The 21,306-nt window shown below is 70.8% G+C and carries 18 protein-coding genes; 7 read left to right on the forward strand and 11 right to left on the reverse strand.

Going from position 1 to position 21,306, the window contains the following annotated elements; translation table 11 throughout:
- Positions 1–549: 549 nt before the first annotated feature.
- Complete coding sequence (locus ACWD6N_RS24470; RefSeq protein ID WP_354962540.1) at positions 550–1,131, reverse strand: HD domain-containing protein; 582 nt, start codon at positions 1,129–1,131, stop codon at positions 550–552.
- Positions 1,128–2,258, reverse strand: a complete 1,131-nt coding sequence (locus tag ACWD6N_RS24475) for a helix-turn-helix transcriptional regulator (protein WP_387322142.1) — start codon at positions 2,256–2,258, stop codon at positions 1,128–1,130. Before ACWD6N_RS24475 ends, ACWD6N_RS24470 begins: the two co-directional genes overlap by 4 nt.
- Positions 2,259–2,837: 579 nt before the next feature.
- Here ACWD6N_RS24475 and ACWD6N_RS24480 point away from each other — a divergent pair.
- The 3 genes from ACWD6N_RS24480 (at position 2,838) to ACWD6N_RS24490 (ending at position 4,315) form a co-directional block, all read left to right on the forward strand.
- Complete coding sequence (locus ACWD6N_RS24480; RefSeq protein WP_354962538.1) at positions 2,838–3,056, forward strand: hypothetical protein; 219 nt, start codon at positions 2,838–2,840, stop codon at positions 3,054–3,056.
- Positions 3,053–3,226 carry a hypothetical protein gene (locus tag ACWD6N_RS24485; protein WP_354962537.1) on the forward strand — a complete coding sequence of 58 codons (174 nt, stop codon included), beginning with the start codon at positions 3,053–3,055 and terminating at the stop codon, positions 3,224–3,226. Before ACWD6N_RS24480 ends, ACWD6N_RS24485 begins: the two co-directional genes overlap by 4 nt.
- Positions 3,227–3,358: 132 nt before the next feature.
- Positions 3,359–4,315, forward strand: a complete 957-nt coding sequence (locus ACWD6N_RS24490) for a LysR family transcriptional regulator (RefSeq protein WP_354962536.1) — start codon at positions 3,359–3,361, stop codon at positions 4,313–4,315.
- On the opposite strand, the gene ACWD6N_RS24495 is transcribed toward ACWD6N_RS24490, so the two are convergent.
- From ACWD6N_RS24495 to ACWD6N_RS24530, 8 genes are read right to left on the reverse strand one after another with little or no spacing between them, the layout of a single operon-like run.
- Positions 4,276–5,478, reverse strand: a complete 1,203-nt coding sequence (locus ACWD6N_RS24495; protein ID WP_354962535.1) for a vWA domain-containing protein — start codon at positions 5,476–5,478, stop codon at positions 4,276–4,278. The genes ACWD6N_RS24490 and ACWD6N_RS24495 overlap by 40 nt on opposite strands.
- Positions 5,475–6,290, reverse strand: a complete 816-nt coding sequence (locus ACWD6N_RS24500; RefSeq protein WP_354962534.1) for an SRPBCC family protein — start codon at positions 6,288–6,290, stop codon at positions 5,475–5,477. The genes ACWD6N_RS24495 and ACWD6N_RS24500 overlap by 4 nt, the downstream gene beginning before the upstream one ends.
- On the reverse strand, positions 6,287–7,156 hold the full coding sequence (locus ACWD6N_RS24505; protein WP_354962533.1) for an AAA family ATPase: 870 nt from the start codon (positions 7,154–7,156) through the stop codon (positions 6,287–6,289). The genes ACWD6N_RS24500 and ACWD6N_RS24505 overlap by 4 nt, the downstream gene beginning before the upstream one ends.
- Entirely contained in the window at positions 7,153–7,728 is a 576-nt protein-coding gene (locus ACWD6N_RS24510) for a nucleotidyltransferase family protein (RefSeq protein ID WP_354962532.1), read from the reverse strand. The genes ACWD6N_RS24505 and ACWD6N_RS24510 overlap by 4 nt, the downstream gene beginning before the upstream one ends.
- Positions 7,729–7,731: 3 nt before the next feature.
- The gene (locus tag ACWD6N_RS24515) at positions 7,732–8,598 is read right to left on the reverse strand and encodes an XdhC family protein (protein ID WP_354962531.1); all 867 of its coding nucleotides are present in this window, start codon (positions 8,596–8,598) and stop codon (positions 7,732–7,734) included.
- Between the two features lie 9 nt (positions 8,599–8,607).
- Positions 8,608–10,998 (reverse strand): aerobic carbon-monoxide dehydrogenase large subunit, encoded by a 2,391-nt coding sequence (locus tag ACWD6N_RS24520; protein ID WP_450005182.1) that lies wholly within the window; start codon positions 10,996–10,998, stop codon positions 8,608–8,610.
- Positions 10,995–11,543, reverse strand: coding sequence for a (2Fe-2S)-binding protein (locus tag ACWD6N_RS24525; protein ID WP_354962529.1), 549 nt, complete (start codon positions 11,541–11,543; stop codon positions 10,995–10,997). The genes ACWD6N_RS24520 and ACWD6N_RS24525 overlap by 4 nt, the downstream gene beginning before the upstream one ends.
- Positions 11,544–11,545: 2 nt before the next feature.
- On the reverse strand, positions 11,546–12,418 hold the full coding sequence (locus tag ACWD6N_RS24530) for an FAD binding domain-containing protein (RefSeq protein WP_354962528.1): 873 nt from the start codon (positions 12,416–12,418) through the stop codon (positions 11,546–11,548).
- A 118-nt stretch (positions 12,419–12,536) separates the two neighbouring features.
- On the opposite strand from ACWD6N_RS24530, the gene ACWD6N_RS24535 reads away from it, so the two are divergent.
- The 4 genes from ACWD6N_RS24535 (at position 12,537) to nrfD (ending at position 19,014) form a co-directional block, all read left to right on the forward strand.
- A complete protein-coding gene (locus ACWD6N_RS24535; protein WP_450005183.1) occupies positions 12,537–13,610 on the forward strand; it encodes an XdhC family protein in 1,074 nt (357 codons plus the stop codon).
- A gap of 90 nt (positions 13,611–13,700) precedes the next feature.
- The gene (fdh, locus tag ACWD6N_RS24540; RefSeq protein WP_354962526.1) at positions 13,701–16,976 is read left to right on the forward strand and encodes a formate dehydrogenase; all 3,276 of its coding nucleotides are present in this window, start codon (positions 13,701–13,703) and stop codon (positions 16,974–16,976) included.
- A gap of 2 nt (positions 16,977–16,978) precedes the next feature.
- Positions 16,979–18,022: a 4Fe-4S dicluster domain-containing protein gene (locus ACWD6N_RS24545; protein WP_354962525.1), complete on the forward strand. Its 1,044-nt coding sequence runs from the start codon at positions 16,979–16,981 to the stop codon at positions 18,020–18,022.
- Positions 18,019–19,014: an NrfD/PsrC family molybdoenzyme membrane anchor subunit gene (gene nrfD / locus ACWD6N_RS24550; protein ID WP_354962524.1), complete on the forward strand. Its 996-nt coding sequence runs from the start codon at positions 18,019–18,021 to the stop codon at positions 19,012–19,014. The genes ACWD6N_RS24545 and nrfD overlap by 4 nt, the downstream gene beginning before the upstream one ends.
- A 131-nt stretch (positions 19,015–19,145) precedes the next feature.
- Here nrfD and ACWD6N_RS24555 read toward each other — a convergent pair whose 3' ends face one another.
- Positions 19,146–20,702 carry an OFA family MFS transporter gene (locus ACWD6N_RS24555; RefSeq protein WP_354962594.1) on the reverse strand — a complete coding sequence of 519 codons (1,557 nt, stop codon included), beginning with the start codon at positions 20,700–20,702 and terminating at the stop codon, positions 19,146–19,148.
- Positions 20,703–21,306 lie beyond the last annotated feature (604 nt).

The raw sequence follows: 21,306 nt of genomic DNA on the forward strand, positions 1-21,306 counted from the left end.
TCTGCGGAACCCTGAAGTAACCGTTGCCTGCGCACCGGGTGTGTGGCGTGGTCGCGCGCCCCCGAGATCGAGGTCGACGACGGGCGGTCCTTCGCCGGGGCGTGAACCCCCACCAGATGTAACCGTCGCCTATGCACCGGGAAGTGCGGTCACGACCGTAGCGGCGGCGGCGCTGGCCGGGCAACGGAGTTTGCGATCTTTAGGCGATGGGATGTGGTCACGCCACACGCCTGAGATCATAAGTGGACACGGCGTTTGCGGGTTCGAACCGCGAGGCCCTTGCAGGGCCTTCACCAGAAGTAGCCGTGTCCGTCGCACCGGGCGTGCGGCGTGAGCGCACCTCCCGAGATCGGAGCGGCGACGGCGACCGGCCCTTGCGGGCCAAGGTGACCTGGGCCGCTGGTCGACGCCACCCAAAGTGGCGGTGGGATTCGAACCCACGTCTCCCCTCTTAGAGAGGAAGTAGCCGTTGCCTGCGCACCGGGAGGTGCCCCACGACGGTAGGCAAGCATCCCGGAGCAGGCAAGCCGATTCCGTACGGCCGATGTCCTAAGTTGTCGACGGCGGCGGGGTGAGCCAGGCGAGTGGCTGTCCCGCGAGGGCGGCGTCGGCGAGGCGGTGCGCGGAGGCGGTCTTGAGGGCCGCTCGTGAACTGTCGATCCAGCGCTGGACGTTGTCGATGCCTTGGTGGCGGTACTCGACGGCTTGCACGAGGCATTCCAGTTTGTCGGCGTCGCGGGCGACGACGGCTTCCAAGCTCTCGCCGGCCTCGTACTCGGTGACGGCAGTGGTGATGGCGTCGGCGACGGCTGGTGGGCAGGCGGCGACTTGGTCGGCGGTCACGGCGGTGTTGGGTACGGCGGTGAGGTAGCGCTTGGCGATATGCGGGATGTCGGTGATCCGGGACTCCTGGGTGTCATGCAGGACGCACATCATCGACACCCGGGCGGGGTCGGCGCCTTCCATGGCAGCGAGCATGATCCCGATCAGAGCGGTCCGGAACGAGTGGTCGGCGATCGACTCGGGGTCCTTGACGCCGGCGAACCACCATCCGGTGCGTGCGGCGCGTTTGAGGACGCCCGCTTCGAAGATGAAGCTCATCGCGCCTGCGGCGTCGTGGTCGTCAGTCATCTGCCCGTCCCTGTGCCGGTGAGTCCGTCGGTGCGCAGGCTGTAGACGATAGACGCCAGTTTCCTCCGGGACTGCTCTGAGACCGCGTCACCGTCGAGAAGACTGGCGCTACGGTCGGCGAGTGCGTTTCCGATGGTTGGGTCGTCGAGGGCGAGGCCGCGTCGTGCGGTGAGTAGGGCCCACGTGTTGTGGATGTTGAGGTCCACGAAGGGATGCCCTCCGTCGAGGCGTTCGAACGGGTGTCGGAGGAGGCGGGAGCCCCGCCAGTCGGAGTGGGCGGCGGGCATGAAGGAGTCGTCGCGCTGGCGGTATGGGATTTCGCCGACCCAGTAGGCCGAGTAGTTGAGAGCGGCCCGCTCGCAGGCGTCGTCCGGGTGGGCGCGTGCGATGAAGTCTCGGAGCGGTTCCGGGTCGCCCTGGTTGGCGAGGGAGGTCGCTACGGAGCGGGCGTCGGTCCACAGCGGTGACCAGGTGTGGAAGACGGCTGCGCGATGGGTGCTTCTGACACTGTTCTGTGCAAGCCATTGGGCGGATGCTCCGGTGGGGTCCGTGCCGGCGAGGATGCAGGCTTGCCGGTGCAGAAGGACGTCCGGGTTCCGTCGACTGGCAGCGCGGTCAGCGAGCACGTGGAGTTGTGTGAAGAACGCGGCCCGCTCGTCGGCGAGTAGCAGCGGGCCGGAGGACACGGGTCCGCGGCGGGGGCCGTAGATCGCGAGCCTTTTCAGGAACGTGGGTGGTTGTCCGAGGACGGCCCAGAGGATCAGGTCGGTCAGACGATGGGTGAGCACTGACCAGCCCAACGGCTGCTCGGTGACATCGGTCCGTTCGACCTTTGCGTCAAGTACCGCAGCGAGGGTGACGTCCGCCTCTGCGGCGTCGTCGAGAGCGGCCAGCAGAAGGGCATTCGCGCCGAGCATCGCCAGCTTCTGTCGGGTAGCGATCGCTTGGCCGAATGCGACCGCAGTGAAGGGCCGGCGTCCCGATTCCCAACTCTGGACCGTGGCCCGGTCTACGCCCAGCTCGATCGCAAGTTGCTCCTGAGTCAGCGGGATGAACTCACGGAGCAGTTTCAGCAGGTACCCGGTCACGCCACCTCGATGACAGCGCGAGCGCCCCTGACTGGCCATCCGACACCCCTACGTTGACCGGTGGTCGACGTTCTGCCTCCGACCGACCGTCGGTGAGCAGGGTCTGGCCTGGTCACTCGTACTGGTGGTGAGTTCAACGGCCGCCGTCGTGATCGTAGCGTCGTAGTTACCGAACGTTCCGTAACCGGTCCCGTCCGAGGGTGTCGGCCATGTCGTGCTGCCCGCCGAAGGGAGACAGCGATGGGGGACAGCTCACCGCCGTGGCGACGAGTCTCCTACGACCAGTACCTGATCGCAGTCGCGATGACCCTGGCACGGCGGCACCGGCCCGGGTGGTCGTGGCGTAAGTGGCGCTGGGTCTGCCGGTGCGGCGGAGACCTTCCCTGCCGAGTCCGGCACCGGATCCCGATCAGGCGGGGGCATTGGCGGGAGAGGAGGAGCAGTGAACGACGACCGGGTACAGCGCATCAAGAGCGTGCATCTTCGCGGGCTCGACGGGATGTGCACGAGATGCCGGACGTGGTGCTCGCTGTTGGCTCCGTCCCCGTTCTGGCAGGTGGAGTGGGCGATCAGGCGGCAGGCGCGGTCGCTCACAGCGTCGCTGCTCGGAGGCTCGCGGTGACCAGGCACGGCCCGGTGTTGCCGATCTGGAGCTGTGGCGGGTGCGACGCGCCGTGGCCGTGCCGGATCCGACGGCGGGAGCTGAGCGCGGAGTTCGAGGAGGCGCCGGTGTCGCTTGCCCTCTACCTGGGTGCTCAACTGGTCCGCGCGTCGGCGGACCTGACCTGGGTACCGGCCGGCGCGCTGCACCGGCTGTTTCTTGGATGGGTGCGGTGAGCATCCTGCGGGCAGGCGATGAGAAGTTCCACTACAGCGACGGGTCGCACAAGTGGATCCCGCCCGACCCGGACTACGACCAGGAGGTCTGGAACGAGCAGGTCCGCCAGCACAAGCACGCCCACCGGAGAAACGAGCGGCCGAAGGCGCGCATCCAGCGTCTCGTTTGATGCATCTCCGGCACGGGCGTGGCTGCGGCCAAGTGAACTGGAGCTGGTGGCGAGGTGCATCGGCGGGGGATGATCGTGGTTCGTCTCGACGGAGAGCCGAACCACGCGATCGGGCGGGGAGGTGGGGCGCCGATGACCCCGACGCAGCTGCGCGCGTACGTCGCCGTGGTCCGGTTGGGGTCCGTCAAGCAGGCCGCCGCCGAGCTTGAGGTGTCCGAGTCGGCCGTGTCGCTCCACGTCGCACAGTTGCGCAGGGAGTTCGGGGACAAGCTGTTCAGCAAGACGGCGGCGGGCCTCGCGTTCACCCCGGGTGGGCTCCGGCTGGCCAGTCGGGCGGCGGAGCTGTTGGGTCTGCAGGATCGGACGATGCTCGAGGTGAGCGCCGCGAAACGCGGTCGACGGTTGCTGCGGGTGGCCGCGTCCAGCCTGTTCGCCGAGTTCGCCGCGCCGGGGCTGATCGAGCTGTTCGCGAAGCGGGCCGCCGACCTCGATGTGGAGCTGAGCGTGCGCAACCCGGGCTCGTTCGAGTCGCTGTTGCTGACCCGGGCCGCGGACATCGCGGTCGGGCCGCAGCCGCCGGTCGTCGACGGGGCGATCGCCTGCCGGCCGATGATGAACTACCGGCTCGTGCTTGTGGTCGGCCCGGATCATCCGCTGGCCGGTGTGCCGGCGTCCCCGGGGCAGTTGCGGGAGCAGACCTGGCTGCTCGGCCCGTCGGCGGCCGCCGACCTGGGCGCGGTCCCCATGATGCTGCGCCGGCTGGCCGTGCCCGACGACCGGCAGCAGATCTTCCAGAGCCACGCCGCGGCACTGGGGGAGGCCAAGCGGGGCAGGGGCGTCTCGCCGGCGCTCTCGTTCACCGTCGCGCCGGACGTGCGCGAGGGCCAGCTCCAGCAGGTGGTGGGGCCACACGCCACCGTCGAGGCGGTGTGGCATTCGCAGGTGCTGGCCGGTCCGGGCCCCCTGTCGGCGGCCGCCGAGCTGTCGCGGTTCTCGTCGACTCCTCGGGCGATTCAGGCGATGATGCGCGGCGCGGGCGTCAGCATCGGTCACTTCAAGCCGTCGGTGCACGTGACGCTCTGGAGCTGACGGGCGGCGAGCAGCAGGTCCCCGAACGTGCCGGCCGGCAGCAGCCGGTCGCAGTAGGGGAGCGCGGCGGCCATGCCGCCGGCCCGGGGAGCGAAGCCGGGGGCGCCGGCGCGCGGATTCAACCAGACGATCCGGTATGCGCGGCGGCGCAGTCGGGCCATCACGGCGGCGAGTTCGTCGGGCGGGTCGCTGTCCCAGCCATCCGAGCCGATCACCAGCACGGCCCCGCGGACGGCGTCCGCGTGCCGGGAGCTGAGCAGGGCGCGCAGGTTCGTGGCGATCCGGGTGCCGCCGTACCGGTCGGTCACGGCCGCGCTGGCTCGCGCGACCGCCTCGGCGGCCGAGGTGTGTCGCAGCACCACCGTGAGCCGGGTCAGCGTCGTCGCGAACGCGAACGTCTCCGCCTCGGCGACGACCGCGAACGCCCGCATCAGGTGCAGGTACGCGGTCGCCTGCGCCCGCATCGACTCGCTGACGTCGCAGAGCAGCACGACCCGGCGTGGTCGCCGGACCGGCCGCTCGCGGACGACCTGGACGGGTTCCCACCCGGTGCGGCGGGCCCGGGTGATCGTGGGCCGCAGCGCGATCCGCCGTCCGGTCGGGCTGACGGCGTGCCGCCGGGCGCGGCGGGTCGGCCAGCCGTCGACGGCCGCGCGGAGGGCGTCACCGAGCTGCGTGACCTGCGCGGCGTCGAGTTCGTCGAACGGCCGGTCGGCGAGCCCGGCGAGGGCGCTGGGGCGTCGCTCGGGCAGCCGCAGCGCGGTGTCGCATTCCGCCGACTCGGCGACGGCCGGCGGCAGCGTCGCCCACGGCAGTCCGCCGCCCGGACCATCGTCGGCAGCGCCGGTGGGCACCGGCACGTGTACGTCGTCGCGGTCGCCCGCCGGCGTGGCGGATCGGTTCGGTGGTGGCAGCGGTGGCGCGTCCGCGAAGACGGCTGCGAAGACGCTGTCGAACGCGGCCAGGTCGGCGTGCCGCCGGACCAGGCTGATTCGGGCGGTCCAGTAGAGCGTGGACATCGAGTCGGGTGGGCTGGCGTCGAGCGCCCGGACGAAGTCGTCGATGTCGGTGAGCCCGGCGGGGACGCCGGCGTGCCGCAGCCGGCCGGCGAACGCCACCGCGAACGCGGCCCGGTCGATCCCGCGCAGCAGGGCCGGACTCACCGGCGCGCGACCAGCCAGGCGATCACCGCGCCGACCGCGACGAGACCGACGAGCACCGGTACGAGCCGCTTGGTGATCGAACCGCCCGCGATGCTGAGCAGGTCGAGTGCCTCCGGTTCGGCGGCCGGCGTGGCGCGCAGGGTGCCGGTCGAAGGCTCGGCAGCCGACGGCTCCAGCGGTGGCGGCTCGACCGGCGACGGCTCGACCGGCGAGGGCGCGACGGCGGCGGTGACGGGTGTGGCCGCGACCGCTGCGGCGGACGCGGCCGGGAGGGGGCCGGGTTCGGGCTGCGCGGTCGACGTGGCGTGCTCGGACTCGGGTCGGGGTGCCGGCACGGTCGCTGCGCCGTCGGCGGCCGTCGGCGTCTCCTCGGCCGCCAGCGTGGCTTCCAGGTTGCTGACGAACTGGGCCAGTAGCTTGCCGGACACCTCCTTGATCATGCCGCTGCCGAACTGGGCCAGCTTCCCCGAGATCTTCAGGTCGGTGTCCACGCTGACCAGCGTCCGGTCGCCCTCCGGCCGGAGGTGGGCGGTGACCAGAGCTGAGGCGTTCCCCGTCGACCGGGCGTCGCGGCCCTTCGCGTCGATCACCCCGCGGTACGCCGCCTCGTCCTTCTCGACGAACCGCGCGGTGCCCGCGAACTCCGAGACGACCGGCCCGACCTTGACCTTCACCCTGCCGCGGTAGATGTCACCGTCGACGCCGGTCAGTTGGGCGCCCGGCAGGCACGGCGCGATCCCTTCGAGGTCGGTGAGCACGGCCCAGGCCCGCTCGATTGGAACGGCGACCGCGAACTCATTGGTGATCTTCATACCTGACTCTCCTGGTGGGGGCCGAGCGCGGCGGCGACGACGGCACGGTCGTCAGCGGTCTTGGCGATGGCGCCGATGGTCCGGGAAACCTCGGCGGTGGCCAGGTCGGCGGCGCCCAGCACGGACAGCGCGGACACCCAGTCGATGGTCTCCGCCATCCCTGGCGCCTTCTCCAACCCCAGGCCCCGCACGTCGCCGATGAACTGCACCGCTGTACGGATCAGCGGTTCGGTCGCGCCCGGCACGGCCCGGCGGACGATCTCCACGGCCCGGTCCGGTTCGGGGAAGTCGATCCAGTGGTACAGGCAGCGGCGACGCAGCGCGTCGTGCAGTTCCCGGCTGCGGTTGGAGGTGAGCACCACGACGGGCGGCGTACGAGCGGTGAACGTGCCGAGTTCGGGGATCGTCACCCCGGCCTCGCCGAGGAACTCGAACAGCAGCGCCTCGAACTCGTCGTCGGCGCGATCGATCTCGTCGATCAGCAGGACCGGCGGGACCGGTCCCTGATGGCGTACGGCCCGCAGGATCGGCCGTTCCTGGAGGAACTCGGCGCTGAACAGGTCCGCGTCGGTGAGCCGGGCGTGCTGCGCCTCGGCGAGCCGGATCGCCAGCAGTTGCCGCTGGTAGTTCCACTCGTAGAGCGCCTCGCCGGCGGTCAGCCCCTCGTAGCACTGCAGCCGGATCAGTGGTGTCTCCAGCGCCCGGGCCAGCGCCTTCGCGGCGGCGGTCTTGCCGACACCGGGTTCGCCCTCCAGCAGCAGCGGCCGGCCGAGCCGCAACGCCAGGAACAGGGCCATCGCCATGCCGTCGTCGACCAGGTAGTCGACGGCGTCGAGGCGGTGCCGGACGGTCAGCGCGTCCTTCACGGCTCTCCCGCCAGCAGCCGCTCGTAGTCCGCGCGGGTGTCCACGTCGATCGGCACCGGCCCGTCGACGGGTACCTCGGTCACCGGGTGGCGACCGGACTGCAGCAGCTTCCACACGGCCCGGTCGCCGTGCAGGTCGTACAGCTCGGGAAGGACCTCGCGGTCGAAGCGGAACGGATGGCCCAGCCCGTCGGCGTACCGGCTCACGGCTAGCGGGGTGGCCGCCGCGGCGACCCGACGGACGTCGGCGGCGCGTACCCCGGGCTGGTCGCCGAGGAGCAGCACGAGCGCGTCGGCGCGCGGGTCCACCGCGCGGGCGGCCGTGCTGACCGACGACCCGCAGCCGCTGCCGAACGCCGGGTTCTCGACGACCTGGCACCCGGTGAGGTCCACCCGGTCGCGGATTCCGCTCGCCGCGCCGCCGAGGGTCACGAGCAGTTGGTCGAAGCCGCACGAGCGGGCCAGGTCAAGGGTCGCGTCGAGCAGCGTTCGCCCCCGGTACGGGAGCAGTTGCTTCGCCTCGCCCAGGCGGACCGACGCCCCGGCGGCGAGCACCAGGCCGGTCGTGAACACGGGCTACGCCGCCGTGTAACGCGCGAGGCAGCCGGGGCAGCAGAACCAGACGTCCTGCCCGTCGACTCGCGCGTACGGCGTTTCCGGCCCGACCAGCACGGTCATCCCGCACACCGGGTCGACGGCCTGCTGTGGCCTCGCCGCCGGCGTACCGGAGGACGGGCTCAGACCCTGCACCCGGATCGCCCGGACCACCTCGGACATGATGGCCAGCGCGATCTCCGGCGGCGTACGCGCGCCGATGTCCAGCCCGGCCGGCGAGTGGACGCGGGCCCGCTCGGGGTCGGTCAACCCCAGCTCGTCGAGCACGACCTCGCCGCGTGTGTGGCTGGCGACCAGCGCGATGAACCGCACGCCGGCGTCCAGCGCGGCCCGGATCGCGTCCTGCTCGCCCCTGCCCAGCCCGGCAACCACGACGGCGGTGCAGCCGGCGTGGTCGTCGGAGGTGACGACGTCGAAGTCCAGGAACGCCGCCAACGTCGCCACCGCGGCGGCGATCGGCGTGTCACCGACCACCCGCAGCGTTGGGGCCGGCAGCATCGGCCGAAGGAAGATCTCGACGGCGCCACCGGAGTGGCACGGGTTCACCACCACCCGCGCTCCCGGCGCCTCGGGGAACGGGGCCGCGCCGTCCGGCAGCACCCGCAGCAGCAGGGCGTCGCCGTCGCGCAGGGCGTCGAGCGCGGCGGCCCGCACCGAACTCTCGGCGCACACCCCGCCCACGAAGCCCTCGATCGAGCCGTCCGCCCGGATCACCGCGGCGTCGCCCGGCCGGGCCGACGTCGGCTCCTGCGCGCGGACCACGGTGGCGTGCACGAACGGCTCGCGGGAGGTGGTCAGCTCCCGGGCGCGGTCCCCGATCGTGGTCATCCTGGCCCCTCAGACCGGCGGCCGGGCCTGGCCGCGCATCGCGTCCCAGACCCGCGACGGCGTCAGCGGCATGTCGGCGTGCCGTACGCCGAAGGGCTTGAGGGCGTCCACGACCGCGTTGACGATCGCCGGGGGAGAACCGACCGTCGCCGACTCGCCGACGCCCTTCGCGCCGATCGGGTGGTGCGGCGACGGGGTGACGGTGAAGCCGGTCTCCCAGTCGGGCACCTCCAGTGACGTCGGGATCAGGTAGTCCATCAGCGACGCGCCGAGGCAGTTGCCGTCCTCGTCGAACGCGATCATCTCCATCAGCGCCATGCCGACCCCGTCGGTCAGCCCGCCGTGCACCTGCCCCTCGGTGATCATCGGGTTGATCCGGGTGCCACAGTCGTCCACCGCGATGAACCGTCGCACCTTCACCTGCGCGGTGCCGGGATCGATGTCCACCACGCAGATGTACGCGCCGTGCGGGTACGTCAGGTTCGACGGGTTGTAGCAGATCTGCGCCTCCAGCCCGCCCTCGATGCCCTCGGGCAGGTCACCCGCGCCGTGCGCGCGCATGGCGATGTCCTGGATTGTGACGGACGTGCCCGGGTCGCCCTTGACGTGGAACGCGCCCTTCTCCCACTCCAGGTCCGCCACCGAGACCTCGAGCATGCCCGAGGCGATGATCCGGGCCTTGTCGCGGACCTTGCGCGCCACCAGGGCGGCCGCCGCGCCGGACACGGGCGTCGAGCGGCTGCCGTACGTGCCGAGGCCGAACGGGGTGTTGTCGGTGTCGCCGTGCAGCACCTCGATGTCGGCCGGCGGGATCCCGATCTCCTCGGCGACGATCTGCGCGAACGTGGTCTCGTGCCCCTGGCCCTGGGACTGCACGCTCAGGCGTACCACGGCCTTGCCGGTCGGGTGGACGCGCAGCTCGCAGCCGTCGGCCATGCCCAGCCCGAGAATGTCCATGTTCTTGCGGGGGCCGGCGCCGACCGCCTCGGTGAAGAACGCGATGCCGATGCCCATCAGCTCGCCCCGGGCGCGCTTCTCCTCCTGCTCACGGCGCAGCTCGGCGTAGCCGGCCATGTCCATCGCGAGCCGCATGGTCGGCTCGTAGTTGCCGGAGTCGTACACCCAGCCGGTCTTCGTCGTGTACGGGAACTGCTCCGGCTGGATGAAGTTCTTCAGCCGCAGTTCGGCCGGGTCCATGCCCAGTTCGTCGGCGAGACAGTCGACGATCCGCTCGACCAGGTAGACCGCCTCGGTGATCCGGAACGAGCAGGCGTACGCGACGCCGCCGGGCGCCTTGTTGGTGTAGACCGCCGTCATGCTGCAGTAGGCGGCCTCGATGTCGTAGCTGCCGGTGAAGACTCCGAAGAAGCCGGCCGGGTACTTCACCGGCGCGGCGGTGCCGTTGAACGCGCCGTGGTCGGCCAGCACGTTGGTCCGGATGCCGAGGATCCGGCCGTCCCGGGTCGCCGCGATCTCACCGCGCATGATGTAGTCGCGGGCGAAGCCGGTACTGATCAGGTTCTCCGACCGGTCCTCCATCCACTTCACCGGTTTGCCCGTGACGATCGAGGCGACGATCGCGCAGACGTACCCGGGGTAGATGGGGACCTTGTTGCCGAATCCGCCGCCGATGTCCGGCGCGATCACCTGGATCTTGTGCTCGGGCAGGCCCGCGACGATGGCGTAGAGGGTGCGGTGCGCGTGCGGCGCCTGGGTGGTGGACCAGAGCCGCAGCTTGCCCTCGACGGCGTCGAAGTCGGCGACCGCCCCACACGTCTCCATCGGCGCCGGGTGCACCCGGGGGTAGACGAGATCCTGGCTGACCACGACGTCCGCGCGTGCGAACACCGCCTCGGTGGCCGCCGCGTCGCCGGTCTCCCAGTCGAAGCAGTGGTTGTTCGTCTTGCCTTCCAGGTCGTCGCGGATCAGCGGGGCGTCCGGCTCCAACGCCCGGCGGGCGTCGATCACCGGGTCGAGGACGTCGTACTCGACGTCGATCAACTCCAAAGCGTCGCGCGCCGCGTAGCGGTCCTCGGCGACGACGAACGCGACCTCCTGGCCCTGGAAGCGCACCTTGTCGGTGGCGAGCACGGCCTGCACGTCGTTGGAGAGGGTCGGCATCCAGGCCAGGCCCTGCTGTGCCAGCATCGCCCCGGTCACCACCGCCATCACCCCGGGCGACGCCTCGGCGGCGCTCGTGTCGATGCTGAGGATCCGGGCGTGCGCCACCGGCGACCGGAGAATCGCCAGGTGCAGCATGCCGGGCAGTTGGACGTCGTCGACGTACCGGCCGCGACCGCGGAGGAACCGGGGGTCCTCCTTGCGCAGCATCCGGCCGTACCCGACGGGTTTCTGGTCGTTGTCGTGGAACGTGTCCACGCGCTCGTGCACGGTGGTCATGCGGCGGCCTCCGCGGTCTGGCCGGCGTCGGCGATCTCGCCGGCCGCACTCGATTCGGTGGTCTCGGCGACCTGGGCGGCGGCCTGCGCCTCGGCCACGGCGGCCCAGCGGACCGAGCGGACGATGGTCGCGTAACCCGTGCACCGGCAGATCTGACCCGAGATCGCCTCCCGGATCTCCGACTCGCTCGGGTCGGGGTTGCGGTCGAGCAGCGCTCGGGCGGTCATCATCATCCCTGGTGTGCAGAAGCCGCACTGCAGGCCGTGGCACTGCATGAAACCCTCTTGGATCGGGTCGAGCTGGGCGCCCTTGGCGAGGCCCTCGACGGTACGCACCTGGTGGCCGCCGGCCATCGCGGCGAGCACCGTGCACGACTTCACCGGCTCGCCGTCCAACCAGACCACGCAGGTGCCGCAGTTGCTGGTGTCGCAGCCCCAGTGCGTGCCGGTCAGGCCCAGCACGTCCCGCAGGAAGTGCACCAGCAGCAGCCGGGCCTCGATCTCCCGGGTGACCTCGACGTCGTTGACGGTCATCGTGACCTGCATGCTCAACTCCTCGCCCGTTCGACGGCCCGGCGCAGGGTCCGTCTGGTCAGCTCGGCGGCCAGATGCCGCTTGTAGTCGGCGCTGCCGCGCTGGTCGGTCGCCGGCTCGCAGCTGGCCGCGGCGATCGCCCCGGCCTGCTCGTACAGGCTCTCGGAGGGCTCCCGCCCACGCAGCGCCGCCGAGATCTCCGGGATGCCCGTCGTGTTCGGGCCGACCGCCGCGAGCCCGACCCGGGCGTCCACGATCGCGCCGCCGTCGAGCCACACCGCCGCGCCGGCCGACACGACAGCCCAGTCGCCGGCCCGGCGCTCAACCTTCTGGTACGCGCTGCCGCATCCGGGCCGCACCGGCAGCCGCACCTCGACCAGCATCTCGTCGTCCCCGACTGCTGTCTCGTACGGCCCGACGTGGAACTCCTCCATGGACACGACCCGTTCTGCGCCACCCGGGCCGCGGATCACGCACCGCGCGTCCAGGGTCGTGCAGACCGCCGAGAGGTCCTCGGACGGGTCGGCCTGGCAGAGCGAGCCGCCCAGCGTGCCCCGGTTGCGCACCACCGGGTCCGCGATCACCCGTTCGGCGTCGGCGAAGATGGGGAACGCCGCGGCCAGTTGGGCGGACTCGAGCAGCTCCCGATGTCGGGTGAGCGCGCCGATCCGTACCTCGTTCGGGCCCGTTTCGATGTAGCCGAGCTCGGGGTGCAGGTCGTTGATGTCGATGAGATAGTCGAAGTTGGCCAGCCGGAGCTTCATCATCGGCAGCAGGCTGTGCCCTCCGGCGATCAGCCGTGCGGTGCTGCCCAGCCGCTCCAGCAGGCCGATGGCATGGTCCACACTGGTGGCTCGCTCGTACTCGAACGGTGCCGGCACCTGCATGTCGCACCTCCGTGGTTGCGGAGAATCTCATCCCGGCGCCGGCCGAAGTCAACGGCGACCTAAGCAGTTGCTTAGGTCGCCGTTGACGGTGCCGCCGACGCTCGCGGATCGTGCGGTCATGAGGGACATCGTCGACGGACTGACCGGCTGGCGCGCCGCTGGTGTTCCGTTCGCCGTCGCGACCGTCGTCCGAACCTGGCAGTCGGCGCCCCGGCAGCCCGGCGCGGCCATGGCCGTCTCCGCCGGCGGCGAGGTCCTGGGCAGCATCTCGGGCGGGTGTGTCGAGGGCGCCGTCTACGAGCTCTGCCGGGCTGCGGTCGAGACCGGCAAGGCCCGCACCCAGACCTATGGCGTCAGCGACGACGACGCGTTCGACGTCGGCCTGACCTGCGGCGGCACGATCGAGATCCTGGTCCAGCCGGATGTCGCGATGACCGAGCCCGACGAGGTGTTCGCGGCGGTCCGGGACGGCCGGCCGGTCGCCACGGCATCGGTCGAGAACGCGCAGCTGGTGGTCTGGCCCGACCGGGTCGCGGGCAGCCTCGGCGCGTCCGAGCTGGACGACGCGGCGGCCCGCCACGCCGCCGGCATGCTTGCCCTGGGCGCAACGGGCATGGTCCACCTGGGCCGGCGGGGGGAGGAGCGGCTCGACGACGTGTCCGTGTTCGTCCAGTCGTACGTGCCCCCACCCCGGATGATCATTTTCGGCGCGATCGACTTCGCCGCCGCGATGGCCCGGATCGGCGGGTTCCTCGGCTACCACGTCACGGTCTGCGACGCCCGCCCGGTGTTCGCCACTCGCACACGCTTCCCGGACGTCGACGACCTCGTCGTCCAGTGGCCGCACAAGTACCTGGAGTCGACGACGGTCGACGACCGCACGGTGCTCTGCGTCCTGACCCACGACCCGAAGTTCGACGTGCCGCTGCTCGAGGTCGCCCTGCACACCCCAGCCCGCTACATCGGTGCGATGGGCAGCCGCCGTACGCACTCGGACCGGCTGCGACGGCTGCGCGAGGCGAGCGTGAGCGACGCCGCCCTGGCCCGGCTCTCCTCGCCGATCGGGCTGGACCTCGGCGCGCGCACGCCGGAGGAGACGGCCGTGGCGATCGCCGCCGAGATCATCGCTCAGGCCTGGGGTGGCTCGGGTCGCCCGCTCACCGACCTTGAGACCCCGATCCACCGCCCCTGACCCAGCTGCGGGATCCCCTGCGCGCCGGTCGGCCGCTCATCTATTGTCAGTCTGTTCACTTTTTATCGCTTTCGTCGGAAAGGTGCAGTGATGGGAGTGCGCCGCTGGGTCGAAAGCTGGCCGCTCTACCGTCAGCTCACCGGCACCGACCCGCTGGGCCGGGGCGCCGCGGCCAAGTCCGCCCGCTCCCTGTCGCTCACCGCCCGCACCGACACCGCCGACTCGGTGGCCAAGTCCGTCTGTCCCTACTGCGCCGTCGGCTGCGCGCAGCGGGTGTACGTCAAGGACGGGCAGGTCACCCAGATCGAAGGCGACCCGGACAGCCCGATCTCCCAGGGTCGGCTCTGTCCGAAGGGTTCAGCCAGCAAGAGCCTGGTGACCAGCCCGTTGCGCCAGACGACGATCCGCTACCGCCGGCCGTACGGCACCGAGTGGGAGGATCTCGACCTCGACACGGCGATGAACATGATCGCTGATCGGGTGCTGGCCGCCCGGGACGAGACGTGGGAGGACGTCGACGGCGAGGGCCGGCCGCTCAACCGGACGCTGGGGATCTCCAGTCTGGGTGGGGCGACGCTGGACAACGAGGAGAACTACCTCATCAAGAAGTTGTTCACCGCGATGGGGGCGCTCCAGATCGAGAACCAGGCCCGTATTTGACACTCCGCCACCGTCCCCGGTCTGGGGACCAGCTTCGGTCGTGGCGGCGCCACCCAGTTCCAGCAGGACCTGGCCAACTCCGACGTGATCATCATTCAGGGTTCGAACATGGCCGAGGCGCACCCGGTGGGCTTCCAGTGGGTGATGGAGGCCAAGCGCCGGGGTGCGAAGGTCTTCCACGTCGATCCCCGGTTCACCCGGACCAGCGCGCTGGCTGACTCGTACCTGCCGATCCGGGCGGGCACCGACATCGCCCTGCTGGGCGGGGTGGTGCGCTACATCCTGGAGAACGAACTCGACTTCCGCGAGTACGTCGTCTCCTACACCAACGCCGCCACCATCGTGACCGAGGAGTACCTCGACACCGAGGATCTGCACGGCCTCTTCTCCGGCTTCAAGGAGGAGAACGCCAGCTACGACCAGAAGAGCTGGCGGTACGAGGGGTACGGGCAGAACGCCGCGACACGGGACACCGAGACACAGCGGGAAACCGCTGCCGGGCTGGAGCACGAGTCGCACGGCGCGCCGCTGAATGGGCAGACCGAGCGGGACGAGACGTTGCAGCACCCGCGCTGCGTCTACCAGATCCTCAAGCGGCACTATGCCCGCTACACGCCGGAGATGGTCGAGCAGGTCTGCGGCATCTCCCAGGAGAAGTTCCTCGAGCTGGCCCAGGCCTGGACGCGGAACTCGGGCCGGGAACGCACCGGCATGCTCGTGTACTCGGTGGGCTGGACGCAGCACAGCGTGGGCGTGCAGTACATCCGCACGGGCGCGATCATTCAGTTGCTCCTGGGCAACATGGGTCGCCCGGGCGGCGGGGTGATGGCGCTGCGGGGGCATGCCAGCATCCAGGGCTCGACGGACATCCCGACGCTGTTCAACCTGCTGCCGGGTTACCTGCCGATGCCGCACCACGCCGACCACCCGACGCTGGACGAGTGGGTGGAAAGCATCCGCCACCCGGGTCAGAAGGGCTTCTGGGGCAACGCGCGCACCTACGGGGTGAACCTCCTCAAGGCGTACTGGGGGGACGCGGCCACCGCCGAGAACGACTACTGCTACGGCTACCTGCCGCGGATGACCGGCGATCACGGCACGTACCAGCAGGTCCTGGACATGATCGACGGGAAGGTCAAGGGGTACTTCCTGCTGGGGCAGAACCCGGCGGTCGGTTCGGCGCACGGGCGGGCGCAGCGCCTCGGTATGGCGAACCTGGACTGGCTGGTGGTCCGGGATCTGTTCATGATCGAGAGCGCCACGTTCTGGCAGCACGCCCCGGAGATCGAGACCGGCGAGATCGTGCCAGAGGAGTGCCGCACCGAAGTGTTCTTCCTGCCCGCGGCCTCCCATGTGGAGAAGGAGGGGACCTTCACCCAGACGCAGCGGTTGCTGCAGTGGCGGGAGAAGGCCGTCGAACCGCCAGGCGACGCCCGTTCCGAGCTGTGGTTCTTCTACCACCTCGGCCGCATCATCCGGGAACGGTTGGCCAAGTCGACCCGACCCCGCGACCGGGCGCTGCTCGACCTGAACTGGCGCTACCCCACGCACGGGCCGACGGCCGAGCCGAGCGCCGAGGCGGTGCTGTACGAGATCAACGGTTACGAGGTGGCCAGCGGACGACCGCTGTCGACGTTCACCGAGATGAAGGACGATGGCTCCACCGCCGGTGGGTGCTGGATCTACACGGGCGTGTACGCGGACGGGGTGAACCAGGCGGCCCGGCGCAAGTCCCGCCACGAGCAGGACTGGGTGGCCGCGGAGTGGGGCTGGGCCTGGCCGGCGAACCGGCGCATCCTCTACAACCGGGCGTCCGCCGACCCGGACGGCAGGCCGTGGAGCGAGCGCAAGAAGTACGTCTGGTGGGACCCGGAGAAGGCCCAGTGGACCGGCTACGACGTGCCGGACTTCGAGAAGACCAAACCACCTTCCTATCGGCCGCCCCCGGGCTCCTCGGGCGTGGCGGGGCTCGCCGGCGACGACCCGTTCGTCCTCCAGAGCGACGGCAAGGGCTGGCTGTACGCGCCCACCGGCGTACTCGACGGGCCGTTGCCCACGCACTACGAGCCGGTCGAGTCGCCGGTGCGCAATCCGCTCTACCGGCAGCAGGCCAACCCGACCCGCAAGGTCTACACACACCCGATCAACACGCTCAACCCGAGCCCGCCGGAGCCACACAGCCAGGTCTTCCCGTACGTGTTCACGGCCAGCCGACTCACCGAACACCACACCGCGGGTGCGATGAGCCGCATGGTCCGCCCGCTGGCCGAGCTGCAACCGGAGATGTTCGTCGAGGTGTCCCCGGAGCTGGCCGCCGAGGTCGGGCTGAACCACCTGGGCTGGGCCCACCTGATCAGCACCCGCGCCGCCATCGAGGCAAAGGTGCTGGTAACCGACCGGCTCACGCCGCTGCGGGTGGACGGCCGCATCATCCACCAGCTCTGGCTGCCGTACCACTTCGGCTTCGAGGGCCTGGTGACCGGCGACTCGGCGAACGACCTGTTCGGGATCAGCCTCGACCCCAACGTCCTGATCCAGGAGAGCAAGGTCGGCACCTGCGACGTCCGGCCCGGTCGGCGCCCGAGAGGCCAGGACCTGTTGGACCTCCTCGTCGACTACCGGCGGCGGTCCGGGGATCTCGGCCCGCACTATCCACCGCAGGTCACGACCGACGCCCCCGACAGCGGCCGCGACCCGGAGGTCTGACCATGCCCCATGTCAACAGCCTGTACGGCCCGCTCGACCCGGCGCCGGACGCCGGCTACGTCGATGCCCCGCCGCGGATGGGCTTCTTCACCGACACCAGCGTCTGCATCGGCTGCAAGGCCTGCGAGGTGGCCTGTAAGGAATGGAACCTCGTTCCGGAGAGCGGCCTCGACCTGCTGGGCATGTCGTACGACAACACCGGGGCCTTGACCGCGAACTCGTGGCGGCACGTCGCGTTCGTCGAGCAGCCCCGTTCGGCCGGCTGGGCGACACCGGCGTTCGAGCAGGATCCGGACGGGCCGTCGATCAGCCCGATGACGGCGGCGGTCGGCGCGCGTACCAGCACCGACACCGGGACGATTCCGGGTCTGCCGCCCGGCTCGCCGGCAGCGGCGGCCCGGATGTCGGGCGGGCCGGAGTTCCTCGGGATGCCGGGGGCGCAGCCGCCGGGTCGGGGTACGGGTGTGGAGCAGCGGACGGATTTTCGGTGGTTGATGATGTCGGATGTGTGCAAGCACTGCACGCATGCGGCGTGTCTGGATGTGTGTCCGACGGGTTCGTTGTTCCGTACGGAGTTCGGCACGGTGGTGGTGCAGGAGGACATCTGCAATGGGTGTGGTTACTGCATTTCCGCGTGCCCGTACGGGGTGATCGATCAGCGTAAGGATGATGGTCGGGCGTGGAAGTGCACGTTGTGTTATGACCGGCTTGGTGCGGGGATGACGCCGGCGTGTGCGCAGGCGTGTCCGACGGAGTCGATTCAGTACGGGCCTCTGGACGAGTTGCGGGAGCGGGCCGCGGCGCGGGTGGCGACTTTGCATGAGCAGGGTGTGCCGGAGGCGCGGTTGTATGGGCATGATCCGAACGACGGGGTGGGTGGTGATGGTGCGTTCTTCCTGTTGTTGGATGAGCCGGAGGTGTACGGGCTGCCACCGGACCCGATCGTGACGACCCGCGACCTGCCGGCCATGTGGAAACGCGCCGGCCTGGCCGCACTGGTCATGACCGCCGCCGCGACGGTCGCGTTCCTGGGCGGGCGGCCATGACGGACGCGATGCCGCCCGGTCGAGGGCGGGGCCACGGCGGCGAGCAGCTCACCGTGCCGCCGGCCGACTTCAGCTCCTACTACGGCCGGCCGGTCCTCAAGCCGCCCGTGTGGAAACACGACATCGCTGGCTACCTGTTCACCGGCGGCCTCGCCGCCGGAAGTGCGCTGATCGGAGCTGGCGCCCAACTGACCGGGCGACCCGGGCTGCGTACGGTGGGCCGCTGGGCCGCCCTCGGCGGCGTCGCCGCCAGCACGTACCTGCTGGTTCACGACCTCGGGCGGCCGGACCGGTTCCACCACATGCTCCGGGTCGCCAAGCTGACGTCGCCGATGTCGGTCGGCACCTGGATCCTCGCCGCATTCGGGCCGATGGCCGGCGTGGCGGCGGTCGCCGAACTGGCGCCGCTGCTCCCGCAGCACGGTGCGCTCGGCCTCGCCCGCCGGTTGGCGCCCCCCATCGGCGACGTCGCCGGCCTGGCAGCCGCGGCCACCGCGCCGGCGCTGGCCACGTACACCGGGGTACTGCTCGCCGACACCGCCGTGCCGGCCTGGCACGACGCGTACCCCTCGTTGCCGTTCGTCTTCGCGGGCAGCGCTCTCGCCGCCGCGTCCGGGGTCGGCCTGATCGCGGCGCCGGCCGCGGAGACCGCCCCGCTACGGCGGCTCGCCCTGGCCGCCGCGACCATCGAACTTGTCGGCGGTCGCCGGTTGGAGCGGCTGGGCCTGACCGGCGAGCCCTATGCGCACGGACGCAGCGGCCGAATGGTCCGGGCGGGCCGCGCGCTACTCGCCGTGGGCACCGCCGCCGCACTGGTCAGCCGGCGCAGCAAAATCCTGTCAGCGGTCTCCGGCGCGGCCCTCGTGGCATCCTCCGTCGCCACCCGGTTCGGCGTCTTCGAGGCCGGCAGGGTTTCCGCGCGCGATCCGAAGTACACGGTCGTGCCGCAACGCGAGCGGCTCGGCCGGGACGGGTCGACGGCCGGCCGTTAGCGATTAGCGCTCACTGAGCGCATCGGTGGCCGAACCGAGACCGGGGCGCGTCGGCGGTGCGCCGGCAGGCCACCGCTCGACCGCCCGGGGACAGGCACGCTCCGCGAGCCTGTCCCCGGGCGCGGATGACGTCAGCCGGTGAACAACTTCGCGGCGGTGATGGCGGTCTGGACGATGCCGTACCCGAGCAGCACCGTGACGAGCAGCCACGACAGCCAGAGCCGACCGGTCTGGTTGCCGACCTGCTTCGGCACCGAGGGTTGGCTTTCCGGACCGAGGGCTACCGGCTCGGTGACGGTGGCGCGCGCCACGGGCGAGGTTGGCCCCCGGTCGGGCTCGTGGAACCGTTTCGGCACGGCACGGACCAGCAGGTTGGCGATGAAACCGATGGCGAGGACGCCGACCATGGTGAACAGCGCGGGCCGGTACGCCGACGCGGTGAGGGTGCCGGGCTTGCCCTGCGCGTCGAGGATCCCGTTGACGATCAGCGGCCCGGCGATGCCCGCCGCCGACCAGGCGGTCAGAAGCCGGCCGTGGATGGCGCCGACCTGGAAGGTGCCGAACAGGTCCCGCAGGTACGCGGGGGCGGTGGAGAAGCCGCCGCCGTAGAACGAGATGATCGCGGCGGCGATCAGCACGAAGACCGCCGTCGCGGCGTGGCCGGCCACGGCGAGCAGCGCGTAGAGCACCATGCCGACGCCGAGGTAGACCATGTAAATGGGCTTGCGGCCGATGAGGTCGGACGTCGTCGACCAGACGAACCGCCCGGCCATGTTGAACAACGACAGCACTCCCACGAAGCCGGCCGCCGCTGACACCGAGACTTCGCTGACCCCGTTTTCCCGGAAGAAGTCCTGGATCATCGGGCTGGCCTGTTCCAGGATGCCGATGCCCGCGGTGACGTTGCAGAACAGCACGATCCACAGCAACCAGAATGTACGGGTGCGCACGGCGTTCGACGCGGACACGCTCGCCCGTGTCACCAGCGGCTTGCTGGCGACGCGCGCGGGGTCGAACCCGGCGGGCCGCCAGTCCGGCGCGGGAACGCGGACGTTGAACGGCCCGAACATCATGATCACGAAGTATCCGATGGCGAACGTGACGAAGAGTGCCACCAGGGCGTGCCCGGACGCCACCGCAGCCGGATTGGCGGGGTTGTAGCCGGGGTCGTACAGGGAGAGCAGTTGGCGCGCGAGCGGGCCGGCGACCAGGGCGCCGCCGCCGAAACCCATGATTGCCAGCCCGGTCGCGAGGCCGGGCCGGTCCGGGAACCACTTGATCAGCGTGGAGACCGGCGAGATGTAGCCGATGCCGAGCCCGATGCCGCCGATGACGCCGTACCCGAGGTAGAGGAGCCACAGTTGCTGGGTCGCGATGCCGAGCGCACCGACCAGGAACCCGGCGGCCCAGAAACAGGCGGAGACGAACATCGCCCGGCGCGGTCCGTTGCGCTCCACCCACCTGCCGCCCACAGCGGCGGACGAACCCAGCATGACGATGGCGATGCTGAAGATCGCCCCGATCGCCGTCTGGCTGGTGTCGAAGTGCGCGATGAGGGAGTTCTTGTAGACGCTCGTCGCGTAGACCTGCCCGATGCAGACATGTACGGCCAGCGCTGCGGTCGGGATGAGCCAGCGGCTGTATCCCGGTGGAGCGACCGTGTGCCGAGGATCGAGTAACGAGAGCATGGGCATCGTCCGCACCTCCTGCGGCTGAGTAGGCCGGGTGCGCGGCGCAGAGCTCTCCGGAGCCTCGCACCGTCGCATTGCCTACTGGGCAGAATCCGCGCATACCCGGCTCACCGCCGGGTCGGGAATCTCGCCGGACTCACGGCAGTTGGCCGAGCGGCTCCGCCACGGTGGCGGCCCGGCGCACGTCTGGCGTCAGCCGTTGACCGGCTGCACTTCACGTTACGTGGCAACCGCTTCGCAACTCGTCGTTACCGAAAAACGCGGCCACCGCACCGACGGCCAGCGACGCGGCCGAGGGGCTCGCTCCGCTGCCACCTGGCTCCGCGGGCCGCCTGGCGCCACGGGCCACCTGGCTCCGCGGGGCAGGGCGCGGCGACGTCCGCTCGCGCGGCTCGCCAGCGACGTCGGCTCGCGAGCGGAGGAGCCAGTAGTCAGCTCGCGCCCTTTGCTCTGCTCCAACCGACGCAACACTTACGGCCCGAAACTGTTGCGTGGGTTGAAGCAGAGCAAAGGCGGCAGAGGGAGTGCCGGCCCCCGCCCCGGCCCGCCGCGCCCGGCCCTCGGCCCGCCGCGCCCGGCCCTGATCCCCTCGCCCGGGCCC

This window comes from Micromonospora sp. NPDC005163, from assembly GCF_053599835.1.

Coding starts and splice junctions, on each gene's coding strand:
- ACWD6N_RS24535 (WP_450005183.1), top strand. CDS start 12,537: ATGAGGGACATCGTCGACGGACTGACCGGCTGGCGCGCCGCTGGTGTT.
- ACWD6N_RS24545 (WP_354962525.1), top strand. CDS start 16,979: ATGCCCCATGTCAACAGCCTGTACGGCCCGCTCGACCCGGCGCCGGAC.
- ACWD6N_RS24520 (WP_450005182.1), bottom strand. CDS start 10,998: ATGACCACCGTGCACGAGCGCGTGGACACGTTCCACGACAACGACCAG.
- ACWD6N_RS24555 (WP_354962594.1), bottom strand. CDS start 20,702: ATGCTCTCGTTACTCGATCCTCGGCACACGGTCGCTCCACCGGGATAC.
- ACWD6N_RS24470 (WP_354962540.1), bottom strand. CDS start 1,131: ATGACTGACGACCACGACGCCGCAGGCGCGATGAGCTTCATCTTCGAA.
- ACWD6N_RS24500 (WP_354962534.1), bottom strand. CDS start 6,290: ATGAAGATCACCAATGAGTTCGCGGTCGCCGTTCCAATCGAGCGGGCC.
- ACWD6N_RS24515 (WP_354962531.1), bottom strand. CDS start 8,598: ATGACCACGATCGGGGACCGCGCCCGGGAGCTGACCACCTCCCGCGAG.
- ACWD6N_RS24530 (WP_354962528.1), bottom strand. CDS start 12,418: ATGCAGGTGCCGGCACCGTTCGAGTACGAGCGAGCCACCAGTGTGGAC.
- ACWD6N_RS24475 (WP_387322142.1), bottom strand. CDS start 2,258: ATGGCCAGTCAGGGGCGCTCGCGCTGTCATCGAGGTGGCGTGACCGGG.
- nrfD (WP_354962524.1), top strand. CDS start 18,019: ATGACGGACGCGATGCCGCCCGGTCGAGGGCGGGGCCACGGCGGCGAG.
- ACWD6N_RS24490 (WP_354962536.1), top strand. CDS start 3,359: ATGACCCCGACGCAGCTGCGCGCGTACGTCGCCGTGGTCCGGTTGGGG.
- ACWD6N_RS24525 (WP_354962529.1), bottom strand. CDS start 11,543: ATGCAGGTCACGATGACCGTCAACGACGTCGAGGTCACCCGGGAGATC.